Here is a 12,441-nt window from a genome sequence, read left to right on the forward strand (position 1 = left end):
TTCGCGCGGGTGTCCGCCCGGCCGGGCCCGGTACGGTGGCCTGGCGTCGCCGCGCCGGGCCGCCGGGCGGCCGGCCGGTTCTGGAACCCCGGGAAGGACCTCCTCCGAGTGAAGCTGCTTCGCCTCCGTCTGTTGATCGGCATCACCGCCGCCACGACGGCGCTGTCCTGGGCCGGCTCCAAGCTGTGGGCCTCCGTGGACACGCTGCCGGCCGTTCCGGCCGCGGCGCCGGTGGTGCTGGCGGCGGTGGCGGTGATCCTGCTGGCGACCGCGCTGTCGCTGCGGGCCCGGCTGAAGGCGGTGCGCGAGCGGCAGCCCGGGGCGAAGGGCGTCGATCCGCTGCTGGCGGCCCGGGCCGTGGTGCTGGGACAGGCCAGCGCGCTGGTCTCGTCGGTGGTCACCGGCGTCTACGCGGGGGCCGGGATCCACCTGCTGGGCGAGCTGGACGTGTCGGCCCGCAAGGACCAGGCCGTGACGGCCGGCCTCGCGGTGCTGGCGGGGGCCGCGGTGATCGCGGCGGCGCTCTGGATCCAGCACGTGTGCAAGCTGCCGGAGAACCACGACGACCCGGGCGGTCAGGCGGCCTCGCACCGCTGAGGCGCCGCTGCGGCGCCGGTGAGCCGCCGCTGAGCCGTCGCTGGGCGGGGGCGCCTTCGTGATCTTGCGTGAGGGCCCGGGCACGTGCGGTGGAAACCGCACCCTGTCAAGGGCTGAAGGGGACCCTGGGCTGACACGGCCCCAATTCGCACGCTAGTTTCTTGGACATGTCTCGCGGACGCCACCGTCATTCCTCCGTCCTCGGCCGGGTCTTCCCCCCCACCGCCGCCGGCGTACTGCTGGTCGCCGCACTGGCCGCGCTGCTCTTCAGTCAGGACACCGTCCTGGTGCGCTCGGTGGGTGCCGCGGCGGTGATCGCGACGCTCGGCTTCGCGCTGCTGCTGCGCCAGCGGGACAAGGCGGCCCGGGCGGCCGCCGAGACGTCCGCGGCGCAGCGGCTGCGCGCCGAGGAGCGGTTCGAGGAGCAGCTGGCCGAGGCCGAGTACGCGGCGGAGGTCGCCGAGGAGCGGGCCACCCGCTTCGGGCGGCGGCTGACGGCGGAGAAGTCGCGGCTGGCGAAGGCCGAGACGGAGATCGCCCGGCTGCTGCGCGAGCGGGCCGTGACGGTGGCCGAGCAGGCGCTCAAGGAGGCCGAGGCGGCCCAGCGGGCGCTCGCCGCGAGCCGTCCGAAGCACCCGGCCAGCCCGGCCGCGTACGTGCGGGCGGCGGCCGTGCTGCGGCAGCTGGAGCGCCGCGCGGCGGAGCAGGAGGAGCAGCGGGCGCGTACGGCGGGCGCGGAGGTCGCCCTGCGGGCGCGCACCGCGCCGGTGGCCGCTCCGGCGCCGGTGGCCGTGCCGGCCCCGGTGGCGCCCTCGGTGCCCACCCCCGGGCGGGCTCCGGAGGCCCAGTCGCCGGTGCGGCCCGCGCCGGTGCGTCCGGCGCTGACCGCGACGGTCGGTCAGCTCGGCGGGACGCCGGCGGCGCCCGCCGCGGCGCCCGCGTCGGGGGAGCGGCAGCGGCCGCGTCCGGCGCAGTCCGGGCAGGCGCGCGGGCAGGGCTTCAGCTTCTTCGGCCGCGGCTCGGGTGCCGCGGTGCGCCCGGCGGCCCCGGCGCCGGCGGTGGGCAGCGTCGCCGAACTGGGGGAGCGCGCCGACCTGGCGGACGTGGTGGGCGACGAGGCGGTGGCCGCGAAGGCCGAGGCCGAGGCCCGGACGGCGGAGCCGGCCGAGCGGGCGGAGCAGGGCGTGCCGACCGTGGTGGACCTGACGCCGGAGGACGAGACCGAGCTGATCGAGCTGCCGGAGCTGCGCGCCTCGCGCTGAGCCCCGGAAACGGGCCCGGAAACGAAGGAACCGCGGCGCGGGAAGTCGGACGGACCGACTTCCCGCGCCGCGGTGTTCTCCGCGGGTGCGTCAGATCTGGACGCCGAAGTCCTGGGCGATGCCGGCCAGGCCGGAGGCGTAGCCCTGGCCGACGGCGCGGAACTTCCACTCCGCGCCGTTGCGGTAGAGCTCGCCGAAGATCATCGCGGTCTCGGTGGCGGCGTCCTCGGAGAGGTCGTAGCGGGCGATCTCGGTGCCGCCGGCCGCGTTCACCACGCGGATGTAGGCGTTGCGGACCTGGCCGAAGTTCTGGCCGCGGGCGACGCCGTCGTAGATGGTGACCGGGAAGGTGATCTTGACGGCCTCGGCCGGCAGTCCGGCCAGGTTGACGTTGATCGCCTCGTCGTCGCCGGCGCCCTCGCCGGTGCGGTTGTCACCGGTGTGCACGACGGTGCTGTCGGGCGTGCTGGTGTTGTTGAAGAAGACGAAGTGGGCGTTGGACAGCACCTTGCCGTCCGCGTTCAGGACGATCGCGCTGGCGTCGAGGTCGAACTCGGCGCCGGTCGTGGTGCGGACGTCCCAACCCAGGCCGACGGTGACCGCGGACAGGCCGGGGGCCTCCTTGGTCAGCGAGACGTTGCCACCCTTGGAGAGGCTCACTGGCATGACGTTTGCAGTCCCTTCGTTCGTTTCATGCGCTTTTTCCCGGGACAACGCGATACTCCGGCGGCTTGGTTCCGCAGAGGCCGTGAATTTCTTCGTGGGTGCCGATCGGAGGGCAAAGCCCGGGCAAAGCAGGTGTCAGATCCGTCGGAACCGGCCCTGCAGCGTCCAGATGTTCGGATTGTCGGCCAGGGCGGGGTGCATGTCGAAGAGGTCGGCCAGCGTGTCCTGGAGGAAGTCCCGGGCCTCGCGCCGCAGTTCGCCGTGCCGGACCACCACCGGAGGCTCGTCCGGCAGCCAGGTCGCGGTGACCTCGACCCAGTTGAAGCGGCGGGCGAAGCGCAGCAGCTCGGTGTTCTGGGTGAAGTCGAGGTCGGCGGTCTGCACCCGGGCGGCCCGGCCGCCGTCCGGGTCGCGGTCCAGGAGCTCGGCGATGTCGCACAGCGCCCAGGCGAAGTCGAGCACCGGCACCCAGCCCCAGGCGGTGGACAGCTCCGCGCCCTCGCCGTCCAGGTAGACGTCGCCGCAGAACAGGTCGTACCGCAGGGCGTGCACGGACGCGGTGCGGTAGTCCGTCTGCGGGGGGTCGGGGAAGCGGTTGGAGAGGGAGTAGCCGAGCTCGATCACGTACGCCATTGTCGGGGCTCGGGGCGCGTGAGGGGTAACCGAAGGGGACGACGCCGGGAGCGGGCGATTAATCCCGTGACCGGGCGGGCCGGGCACGGGATGATGGACGCATGTCCGAGCCCATCCGCGTACGGGGGTCGGTGGTCGTCCCCGACGCCGAGCTCGTCTGGCGCTTCTCGCGTTCCTCCGGCCCCGGCGGCCAGCACGTCAACACCTCCGACTCCAAGGCCGAGCTGCGCTTCGACCTGGCCTCGACCAGGGCGCTGCCCGAGGTGTGGCGCGAGCGCGCGCTGGAGCGGCTGGCCGGCCGGCTGGTGGACGGCCGGGTGCTGGTGGTCCAGGCCTCGGAGTTCCGCTCGCAGTGGCGCAACCGGGAGGCGGCCGCGGCCCGGCTGTCGGCGATCCTGACCGAGGCGTGCGCACCGCCGCCGAAGTCCCGTCGGGCGACCAGGCCGAGCCGGGGGATGGTCGAGCGGCGGCTGTACAACAAGCGGCACCGCTCCGAGCTGAAGCAGGGCCGCCGCTCGCCGCGCGGCGGCGAGTAGTCGCCCAGGGCGTGTCTGACAATTCGCGTCGGATCAGGGCGCGGCGTTGGGGTGCGTGCATCGCAAGGCGGAGGAGGGAGCCACTGCGGTGGGGGCACCTCCCGGCCGAAGGCTGGGGGCCATTGGCGACCGACGACAACGCGGCGAGGTGCGCTTGTGCCCTGGGGGTACCTCTCGGCCGAAGGCTGGGGGAGCGTCGCGTACCCGGCGGGAATTGTCAGACACGCCCTACTAGCCGAGGGTGCGGTAGCCGCCGCGGAAGTAGAGCAGCGGGCGGCCGCCGGGGTCGGGCACCACGGCCTCCAGGACGCGGCCGAGCAGCAGGGTGTGGTCGCCGGCGGGTATCCGCTGCTCGGTGCGGCACTCGACGGTGGCCAGCGCGCCGTCGATCAGCGGGGCGTCGGTGCGCGGGCCGCGGTGGTGCGGGGTGTCCGCGAACAGCAGCCGGTCGCTGAGCCGGCCCTTCATGGCGAACCGGGAGCCGAGCGTCTTCTGCCCCTCGGCCAGCACCGAGACCGCCCAGGTGTCCACCCGGGAGAGGACCTCCTCCATCCGGGAGTCCTCGCGGACCGAGATGAGCACCAGCGGCGGCTCCAGCGACACCGAGAGGAAGGACGTGGCCGTCATGCCGACGTCCTCGCCGTCCTCCGGGTCGTGGACGGTCACCAGGCTCACGCCGGCGGCGAGCTGGGAGAGGGCAGCCCGGAACTCGTCGGGCGTGGCGTGGGAGGCAGCTTCGGGCTGCGGCGACGGGTACACGTACCGCACGGTAGTCGTCACCCGGGGGGAACGGCATCGGGCCTTGGTCGTAGGACCGGCGGTGCGGCCGAAGGGTTGCGCCCGGTGGCCGAACTCACCCTCAGGAGTGAAGCGACCGGACTGGGGGGCCCAGTCGGCTTCAGCCCGGGGCCGATGCGGTCGACCACCAGGAATGTACCGATAGCTCTTTATGTCCCGCTATGGGGCAGATGAACTGATGAAGGGCGCATTGGTGTCGTGTGATTTAAGTCACAAGTGATGACCTATTGCTGACCGAGCGTGCCGAGCGCTGTGCTCCCTGTGATTCAGTTCTTCTGGCAATCGGACGATAACCAATCAAGAACTATCCGAAGCAGCCGGGGAGCCCCCGCATGGAAGCCGAGTCGGAGCCGTACGTCCGTCTCGCGACCCTCCGCACCTTGCACCGGGTCGTGGCGGACCTCAACGCTGCCCGCAGCCTCGCTGGCACGCTCCAGGCCGTTGTCGAAGGCGCGGTGCACGGGCTCGGCTTCGACGCGGCCGCGGTCAGCCTGGTCAGGCCGGACGGCGACCTCGTGGTGGCGGCCGTCTGGGAGCTGGAGGAGAGCCCGATGGGCGGCCCCTCCGTGCTGCTCGGCCAGGTCGGATCCCGGGAGTCCTGGGACCGGCTGCTCGGCGTCAGCGACCACTGGGGCACCCTGCGCTTCCTGCCGTACGACCGCGGCTGGGCCGTCGCCAGCGACATCCCGCGCTGGATCGGGGACGGACCGCTGCCGGTGTACGCCAACGACTGGCACCCCGCCGACGGACTGCTCGCCCCGATGTACAGCGCCGGCGGCGACCTCCTGGGCGTCCTCTCGGTGGACCGCCCGCGCAGCGGCAAGCGGCCCGGCGCCTGGACCCGCGAGGCGCTGGAAATGTTCTCGCTGCAGGCCTCCATCGCGATCGGCAACGCCCGGCTGCGGGCCGAGATGCAGCGCGCGCTGGCCCGGCTGGAGAAGGAGCAGCAGGCGCTGCGGGCCAGCGAGGAGAGCTTCCGCCAGGCCTTCGAGTACGCGCCCAGCGGGATGGCGATCACCGAGCTGCACGGCGTCGGGCGCGGCCAGCTGACCAGGGTCAACGACGCGCTCTGCCGGCTGCTCGGCCGGCCCCGGGCGGTGCTGCGCCAGCAGAGCTTCGCCGACCTCGTGCACCCGGAGGACCGGGCGCTGCTGGAGCGCACCAGCGCCGAGAGCGGCCGGGCGGAGCTGCGGCTGTCCCGGCGGGACGGCGGCTACCAGTGGGTCTGCCTGCGCAACTCGATCGTCGCGGACGCGGCCGAGGGCCCGAGCTTCCTGCTCACCCACGTGGAGGACATCGAGGACCGCAAGCGGCACGAGTTCCAGCTCGCCCACCGGGCCAGCCACGACGCGCTCACCGGGCTGCCGAACGGTGCCGAGCTCAAGGCCCGGCTGGCCCGCCGGCTCTGCGCCCAGCCGCAGCCGGTCGGCGCCACCGCCGGCCAGGTCGAGCCGGCCTACCCGCAGCCGTACGGCTACCCGGCCGACTCCTCCGGCGCCCACGCGGCGCGCGGGGGACTGGAGGGCGCGGACCCGTACGCCGGGCCGGTGCACGGCTACGGCCTGCCCGAGGGCCTGCCGGGCGGGCTCGGCCCGGGCTACGGGGAGCACGTGCACGCGGTGGTCCCGGCCGAGTACGGGCCGGGCGGCGACGCCTGGTCGGCGCCGTTCCGCTCCGGCGGCGCGGCGGCGGTGGACAAGGGCCTCGCGGTGCTCTTCTGCGACCTGGACGGCTTCAAGTCGATCAACGACCGGTTCGGCCACAACGCGGGCGACGCGGTGCTGGTCGAGGTCGCCCGGCGGCTGAGCCAGGCCGTCCGGGACGGCGACACGGTGGCCCGGCTCGGCGGTGACGAGTTCGTGGTGCTGGCCGACGGGATCGGCCGCGAGGAGGCCAAGGACCTCGCCCACCGGCTGCGGGGCGCGATCATCCCGCCGATGCGGATCGACGGACGGGCGATGCGGGTGGGGGTGAGCCTCGGCGTCGGCTGGGCCGGCTGCGGGATGAGCATCGAGGAGGTGCTGCAGACCGCGGACGAACGGATGTACGACGAGAAGCGGGCCCGGGGCGGGGCGGTGCGCGGGGCGCGCGGCGAGCGCTCGCACCGGCGCGCGGGCTGAGCGCCCGGGGCGGACCGGCGCGGGCGGACGGCGGGGCGCCGGGGTGCGGGACCGCCCTGGTCGGCCGGGGTTACCCGCGAGTTGTCAAGGGTTCTTTTCCCGCTGTCAGGTACGACAGGTAGGGTTCCCGGTACGACAGCGTCCATGATCCGCGCCGCCCGCAGCAGGTGGCGCACCGGATGGGGGAGCAGACCACCGTGACGACCGCCGGCAGCAACGGAGTGCCCGAGGGCCAGGGGGGCGGTGCCCCGCAGGACGACGACCCGTTCGGCTACCTCTACCGCCCGGCCGACGGCTCCACCGGGCAGCCGGCCGAGCCGCAGCAGGGGGTCCCCCGCACGCCGTACAGCCGCCCGATGGAGGTCGGGCGCGCCCAGTACGGCTATCCGCAGCGGGCACCGCAGCAGCCGTACGGCCAGCAGGGCATGCCGCCGCAGGGGTACCAGGGCGGCCAGCCGCAGGCCCCGTACGGCGGGCAGCCCGGCGTGCCGCAGCAGGCCGAGTACGGAGCCGCGCCCACCCAGCAGGCCCGCTACGCGGAGCGCTCCCGGCCGCAGCCGGGGGAGGAGCCCCGCAGCAGCGGCCGGAGCAAGGGCGCGGTGATCGGCGCGGTCGCCGTGGTCGCGGCGATAGCGATCGGCGCGGGCATAGCGCTCTCCACCGGGGACCCGGACGACAAGAACGCCAAGGGCGGCACCGCGACCACCGCCCCGCCGGCCCCCAACTCCCCGGTTCCGACGGCCTCGGCCGCGAGCACCGGCCCGTCGGCGACCGCCACCCCGATCTCCGGTCCGTCGACCGTGGACGCGGGCCAGCTCCAGGCGCAGAACGCGCCCTCCGGCAACAGCGTCAAGGGCGCCAAGTCGGCCGACGGCAGCTACCTGACGCTCCAGCCGGGCGGCTCGGTGACCTGGACCGGTGACGTCGCCGCCGCCGGGACGTACAAGCTGACCGTGCACTACAACTACTCGGGCGCCGAGTTCAAGGGCGCGGCCGTGGTGAACGGCAAGGACTGGCCGAGCGGGGTGACGTACAAGGTCTACGGGGCGCCGCCCAAGGACCAGACGGCCGCCTGGTTCTCCACCTGGATACTCCCGCAGTTCCAGGCCGGGTCGAACTCGGTGACCTTCACGGTGCCGTCCGGGCCGGTCCTGATCGACCAGGTCACCGTCGAGCCGAACGGCTGATCCGGCCCGCCCCCCGACGCACCACGGCCGCCCGTCCCCGCAGGGGGAGGGCGGCCGTCGGCGTCGCTCAGGCGGATTTGACGGTGGGGAACCTCTCGCCGCCGAGGACCCAGCGGCCGCGGCGCATCACCGCGACCAGGTCGTAGCCGTCGGAGTCGACCACGACCAGGTCGGCGAGCTTGCCGGTCTCCAGCGAGCCGATCGAGTCGCTCAGGCCGAGCAGCCGGGCCGGGGTGGCGGACAGCGACTCGACGGTCTGGTTCAGGCTCAGCCCGTTGACGGTGACCGAGCGCTTGAAGGCCACGTCCAGGGTGAGGGTGGAGCCGGCGATCGCGCCGCCCTCGACCAGCCGGGCCACGCCGTCCCTGACCTCGACCTGGAGCGGGCCGAGCGGGTAGAGGCCGTCGCCCATGCCGGCCGCGCCCATCGCGTCGGTGATCAGGGCGACCCGGTTCGCGCCGGCGGTGCCGTAGGCGAGGTCCAGCACCGAGGGGTGCAGGTGCACGCCGTCGTTGATCAGCTCGACGGTGACCCGCTCGTCCTCCAGCAGCGCCACGATCGGGCCGGGGGCGCGGTGGGCGATGCCGGGCATGGCGTTGAACAGGTGGGTGGCGACGGTGGCGCCGGCCTCGATCGCCTCCAGGGTGGTGGCGTAGTCGGAGTCGGTGTGGCCGACGGCGGCGATCACGCCGAGGTCGGCGAGCATCCGCACCGAGTCCAGGCCGCCGGGCAGCTCGGGGGCCAGGGTGACCATCCTGGCGTGGCCGCGGGCGGCGTCGACCAGCTTGCGCACCAGCGCCGGGTCGGGCTCGCGCAGCAGGTCGGGGCGGTGGGCGCCGCAGCGGCCCGGCGAGATGAACGGGCCCTCGAAGTGGATGCCGGCCAGGACGCCGTCCTCGACGAGTTCGGAGAGGACGTGCGCCTGGCGGGCGACCTCGTCGATCTCGCCGGTGACGGTGGAGGCCACCGTGGTGGTGGTGCCGTGCTCCAGGTGGGTGCGGGCGGCCAGCAGCGCCTCCTCGGCGATGCCGGAGGTGTAGGAGGCGCCGCCGCCGCCGTGGACGTGCAGGTCGACGAAGCCGGGGACGACGGTGTACCCGGTCAGGTCGAGGTCGCCGGGCTCGGTGTCGCCGCCGAGACCGGCGATGCGCTCGCCCTCCACGGTCAGGCGGTCGCCCTCGACGACGCCGCCGGGCAGGACCAGTCGGGCACCGGCCAGGGCAGTACGGTCACGGTCCGCGGTGGTCACGCGGTCACCTCCATGGAGAGCAGATCCCAGGCGAGCAGGCCCGCGCCCAGGGACGCGGCGGTGTCTTTGAGCATGGCGGGTACGACCTTCGGGGGCATCTGGAAGGTCAGGCGCTCGGTGACCGCCGCGCGCAGCGGCGTGAAGAGCGTGTCGCCGGCCTCGGCCAGCCCGCCGCCGACGATCACCGTGGACGGGTCGAGCAGGCTCTGGGCCAGGACGATGCCGTCCGCCAGGGCGTCGACGGCCCGCTGCCAGACCGCGAGGGCGCGGTCGTCCCCGGCGTCCACCGCGGCGGCGCAGGATGCCGCGTCGGCGTCGGGGTCGCCACTGGCCTCGGCCCAGGCGCGGGAGACGGCGGAGGCGGAGGCCAGCGTCTCCAGGCAGCCGCGGGCGCCGCAGCCGCACCGCGGCCCGCCGGGGCGGACCACGACGTGGCCGATCTCCCCGCCGTAGCCGTGCGCGCCGGCCTCGATCCGGCCCTCGATGCCGATGGCGCCGGCGATGCCGGTGCCGAGGGCGACGAACAGGAAGCGGTCGACGCCGCGGCCGGCTCCGAGCCGGCCCTCGGCCAGGCCGCCGGAGCGCACGTCGTGGCCGAGGGCCACCGGCATCGCGCCGCCGTCCGGTGCGGCCAGGCGCTCGCCGAGGAGCTTGCGCAGCGGGAGGTCCCGCCAGCCGAGGTTGGCGGAGAAGACCGCGACGCCGTTCCTCTCGTCGATCGTTCCCGGGACGGCGACACCGGCCGCGAGCGGGGCGGCGCCGAAACGGCTGCGGCCCTCGCCCGCCAGGTCGGTGGCGAAGTCGAGGATGGCGGCGACGACGGCGTCCGTGCCGTGCTCCCGCCCGGTCGGTCGGCGTGCCTCGAACAGCACGGAGCCGTCCTGGGCGAGCAGCGCGGCCTTCATGCCGGTGCCGCCTACATCGAGTGCGATGACGTGCTTCACGGAGGACAGTTTCCCTTGGGCGGGTCGAAGAGGTCTAGTCCAGTTGTCGGATTGGTCTGGTCCATACTGGGTGAGCTTTGTCGCAGCTGCGCCGGTGTGCGGGCCTTTGCGCCGGGGCGCGTGAAGCGTGGGGACGGGGGTTCTGTTGCGCATCGTGCAATGACTCCGGGCACTTCGATAACTCCTGGGGCGGCGCGGGCCGGTGGGTTGGACCGGTGGTCGGCGGGTTTGGCAGTGTTGCGCGTCCCCCTGCCGGAATCCCCCGTTCCGGTCGAAGTTCATCCCCCCCGAAGGCGGTACCCGCGTTGAACAGGCGCGTCCACGTTCCCACCCGTGTGCTCGGCGGTGCGCTGGCCGGAGCACTGGTGCTCACCGCGGTCAGCGCCTGCGGCGGGCAGGACGGCGGACCGGTCACCCTCAGGCTGGTCGCGGCCGACTACGGGGAGAGCCCCGAGACCAACTCCAAGCGCTACTGGGACGCGGTCGCCAGGGACTTCGAGGCGGCCAACCCCGGGATCAAGGTCAGCGTCGAGGTGGACAGCTGGACCGAGATCGGCAAGAAGGTCGAGGACATGATCGCGGCCGGGAAGTCGCCGGACCTGCTCCAGACCGGCGGCTTCGCCGACCAGGTCGCGGCGGACCGGCTGTACCCGGCCTCCGACGTGCTCTCGGTGGACACCCAGGCCAGGTTCCTGGACACCTTCGCGCACGCCGGGCAGGTGCTCGGGACGCAGTACGGGATCCCGTTCGTGTCCTCGTCGCGGGTGCTCTTCTACAACAAGGCGGTGTTCCGGCAGGCCGGGATCGCCCAGCCGCCGGCCACCTGGAGCGAACTGCGGCAGGACGCGGAGAAGATCAAGGCCAAGGTGCCGGGAGTGACCCCGTACGGGCTGCCGCTGGGGCCGGAGGAGGCGCCGGCCGAGTCGATGCTCTGGACGCTGAGCGGCGGCGGCAGCATCTCCGACGACGTCGGCAACTACACCATCGACAGCCCCCAGAACCAGGCCACCTTCAACTGGCTGAAGAGCAACCTGGTGGGCACCGGGCTGACGTACCCGGAACCGGGAAAGATGAACCGCACCCCGGTGTTCCAGGACTTCGCCGCCGGGAAGGTCGCGATGCTGAACGGGCATCCGACGCTGCTGCGGATGGCGACCGCCGGGAAGATCGACTTCGGGACGGCGCCGATCCCGAAGAAGGACGGCGTCGGGCGGACCGGGAGCCTCGGGGTCGCCGACTGGATGATGGCGTTCAAGGCGAACGGGCACAAGAACGAGATCAAGAAGTTCCTGTCGTTCGTCTACGACAAGGACAACCAGCTGAAGTTCGACGAGCAGTACAACCTCCTGCCGGTCACCCAGGACGCGTTCGGGCAGATGTCGTCGGACCCCAAGCACGAGGACCTCAAGCAGTTCGCGGTCGGGCTGACCAACGCGAGCTTCTACCCGTTCGGGGACCCGGCCTGGGGCGAGGTCAGCAACCAGATCAAGGCCGGGATCGGGCAGGCGGTGACGGGGGACCCGAAGCAGGTGCTCGGCGGGCTGCAGGACGCGGCGGTGAAGGAGGCGGCGAAGGTCCGCAAGTAGGGCCGGGGCCCGGACCGGGTGAGGAGGGGGTCCGGTCCGGGCGGGGGCGGTTCACGGGTGGGGTTCTGGCGGGCGGAGGGGTCAGGGGAGCGTGATGGCGTAGGCCTTGCGGAGGGTCTCGTGGACCGTCCAGGTGGTGCGGTCGCCCTCGCGCAGGACCCCGCAGTCGCCGGGGCCGACCTCCAGGGTCGGGCCGCCCTCGATCGCGATGGTGGCCCGACCGCTGAGCACCACGAACATCTCGTCGGCCTCGACGTCGGTGACCACGCCCGGGGTGATCTGCCACAGGCCGCGCAGGTGGCGGCCGTCGGCCGACTCGGACAGCACCCTGCCGGAGACCTCGGGGGTGCCGGAGACGATCTGGGACGGGTCGAGCGGGTCGGGGTCGAGGTCGGCGGTGGGGATGTGCAGGGCGAAGCCGGGCGTGGTCATGGGGGTGACGGTAGTCCGGGACGGGGGACGGTGGGGCGAGCAGTGTGTGTCGGGGTCGCGCGGGAGAATGACACTCCGTAGTGGTGGACGGAGGTTTTCCGGTGGGTGAGCTGACCGAGCGGGACCGGGCGGTGCTGGCGCTGGAGGGGCGGCAGTGGCGAACGGCGGGGGCCAAGGAGCGGGCGATCCGGGAGGAGCTGGGGCTCTCCTCGACGCGGTACTACCAAGTGCTGAACGCTCTGCTGGACCGGGAGGAGGCGTTGGCGCAGGCGCCGGTGCTGGTGAATCGGTTGCGGCGGGTTCGGGAGGTGCGGCGGGAGGCGCGTTGAGTGCGGGGCTCTCGGGAGGGTGGGGGGCCGGGGGGGGGGGGGGGGGGGGGGGGGGGGGGGGGGGGGGGGGGGGGTGGGGGGGGGGGGGGGGGGGGGGGGGGT

Annotated in this window: 13 protein-coding genes; 7 read left to right on the forward strand and 6 right to left on the reverse strand. The window is 73.7% G+C overall.

The window, feature by feature from the left end:
- Positions 1-108: 108 nt before the first annotated feature.
- Positions 109-597 carry a DUF3180 domain-containing protein gene (locus tag ACFY0X_RS34720; protein ID WP_387760502.1) on the forward strand — a complete coding sequence of 163 codons (489 nt, stop codon included), beginning with the start codon at positions 109-111 and terminating at the stop codon, positions 595-597.
- A 167-nt stretch (positions 598-764) separates the two neighbouring features.
- Entirely contained in the window at positions 765-1,859 is a 1,095-nt protein-coding gene (locus ACFY0X_RS34725) for a hypothetical protein (RefSeq protein ID WP_387760503.1), read from the forward strand.
- A 90-nt stretch (positions 1,860-1,949) separates the two neighbouring features.
- On the opposite strand, the gene ACFY0X_RS34730 is transcribed toward ACFY0X_RS34725, so the two are convergent.
- Together ACFY0X_RS34730 and ACFY0X_RS34735 are read right to left on the reverse strand one after the other, a co-directional pair.
- On the reverse strand, positions 1,950-2,525 hold the full coding sequence (locus tag ACFY0X_RS34730; protein ID WP_387760504.1) for a TerD family protein: 576 nt from the start codon (positions 2,523-2,525) through the stop codon (positions 1,950-1,952).
- 135 nt (positions 2,526-2,660) lie between these two features.
- Positions 2,661-3,158: a hypothetical protein gene (locus tag ACFY0X_RS34735; RefSeq protein WP_387760505.1), complete on the reverse strand. Its 498-nt coding sequence runs from the start codon at positions 3,156-3,158 to the stop codon at positions 2,661-2,663.
- 101 nt (positions 3,159-3,259) lie between these two features.
- Between ACFY0X_RS34735 and arfB the strand changes: the two genes are divergently transcribed.
- Positions 3,260-3,694: an alternative ribosome rescue aminoacyl-tRNA hydrolase ArfB gene (gene arfB / locus ACFY0X_RS34740; RefSeq protein WP_387760506.1), complete on the forward strand. Its 435-nt coding sequence runs from the start codon at positions 3,260-3,262 to the stop codon at positions 3,692-3,694.
- A 231-nt stretch (positions 3,695-3,925) separates the two neighbouring features.
- On the opposite strand, the gene ACFY0X_RS34745 is transcribed toward arfB, so the two are convergent.
- Positions 3,926-4,462, reverse strand: coding sequence for a flavin reductase family protein (locus ACFY0X_RS34745; RefSeq protein WP_387760507.1), 537 nt, complete (start codon positions 4,460-4,462; stop codon positions 3,926-3,928).
- 362 nt (positions 4,463-4,824) lie between these two features.
- Between ACFY0X_RS34745 and ACFY0X_RS34750 the strand changes: the two genes are divergently transcribed.
- Together ACFY0X_RS34750 and ACFY0X_RS34755 are read left to right on the forward strand one after the other, a co-directional pair.
- A complete protein-coding gene (locus tag ACFY0X_RS34750; RefSeq protein WP_387760508.1) occupies positions 4,825-6,612 on the forward strand; it encodes a diguanylate cyclase domain-containing protein in 1,788 nt (595 codons plus the stop codon).
- Positions 6,613-6,791: 179 nt separating this feature from the next.
- Positions 6,792-7,799, forward strand: coding sequence for a hypothetical protein (locus tag ACFY0X_RS34755; RefSeq protein ID WP_387760509.1), 1,008 nt, complete (start codon positions 6,792-6,794; stop codon positions 7,797-7,799).
- Positions 7,800-7,866: 67 nt separating this feature from the next.
- Here the strand turns inward: ACFY0X_RS34755 and nagA are convergent, their stop codons facing one another.
- Both nagA and ACFY0X_RS34765 read right to left on the reverse strand, forming a co-directional pair.
- Positions 7,867-9,048, reverse strand: coding sequence for an N-acetylglucosamine-6-phosphate deacetylase (gene nagA, locus ACFY0X_RS34760; protein ID WP_387760510.1), 1,182 nt, complete (start codon positions 9,046-9,048; stop codon positions 7,867-7,869).
- A complete protein-coding gene (locus ACFY0X_RS34765; RefSeq protein ID WP_387760511.1) occupies positions 9,045-9,992 on the reverse strand; it encodes an ROK family protein in 948 nt (315 codons plus the stop codon). Before ACFY0X_RS34765 ends, nagA begins: the two co-directional genes overlap by 4 nt.
- Before the next feature lie 305 nt (positions 9,993-10,297).
- On the opposite strand from ACFY0X_RS34765, the gene ACFY0X_RS34770 reads away from it, so the two are divergent.
- Entirely contained in the window at positions 10,298-11,578 is a 1,281-nt protein-coding gene (locus ACFY0X_RS34770) for an extracellular solute-binding protein (protein ID WP_387760512.1), read from the forward strand.
- An 81-nt stretch (positions 11,579-11,659) separates the two neighbouring features.
- Here ACFY0X_RS34770 and ACFY0X_RS34775 read toward each other — a convergent pair whose 3' ends face one another.
- Complete coding sequence (locus tag ACFY0X_RS34775; RefSeq protein ID WP_387760513.1) at positions 11,660-12,010, reverse strand: cupin domain-containing protein; 351 nt, start codon at positions 12,008-12,010, stop codon at positions 11,660-11,662.
- A 101-nt stretch (positions 12,011-12,111) separates the two neighbouring features.
- Between ACFY0X_RS34775 and ACFY0X_RS34780 the strand changes: the two genes are divergently transcribed.
- Complete coding sequence (locus ACFY0X_RS34780; protein WP_387760514.1) at positions 12,112-12,339, forward strand: DUF3263 domain-containing protein; 228 nt, start codon at positions 12,112-12,114, stop codon at positions 12,337-12,339.
- Positions 12,340-12,441 lie beyond the last annotated feature (102 nt).

The sequence above is a fragment of the Kitasatospora sp. NPDC001547 genome, from assembly GCF_042894165.1.
GTDB lineage: Bacteria > Actinomycetota > Actinomycetes > Streptomycetales > Streptomycetaceae > Kitasatospora.

What these genes read in the sequence shown, in the direction of transcription:
- ACFY0X_RS34725 (WP_387760503.1), top strand. Translation starts at nt 765, where the DNA reads ATGTCTCGCGGACGCCACCGTCATTCCTCCGTCCTCGGCCGGGTCTTC.
- ACFY0X_RS34750 (WP_387760508.1), top strand. Translation starts at nt 4,825, where the DNA reads ATGGAAGCCGAGTCGGAGCCGTACGTCCGTCTCGCGACCCTCCGCACC.
- arfB (WP_387760506.1), top strand. Translation starts at nt 3,260, where the DNA reads ATGTCCGAGCCCATCCGCGTACGGGGGTCGGTGGTCGTCCCCGACGCC.
- ACFY0X_RS34775 (WP_387760513.1), bottom strand. Translation starts at nt 12,010, where the DNA reads ATGACCACGCCCGGCTTCGCCCTGCACATCCCCACCGCCGACCTCGAC.
- ACFY0X_RS34755 (WP_387760509.1), top strand. Translation starts at nt 6,792, where the DNA reads ATGGGGGAGCAGACCACCGTGACGACCGCCGGCAGCAACGGAGTGCCC.
- ACFY0X_RS34735 (WP_387760505.1), bottom strand. Translation starts at nt 3,158, where the DNA reads ATGGCGTACGTGATCGAGCTCGGCTACTCCCTCTCCAACCGCTTCCCC.
- ACFY0X_RS34730 (WP_387760504.1), bottom strand. Translation starts at nt 2,525, where the DNA reads ATGCCAGTGAGCCTCTCCAAGGGTGGCAACGTCTCGCTGACCAAGGAG.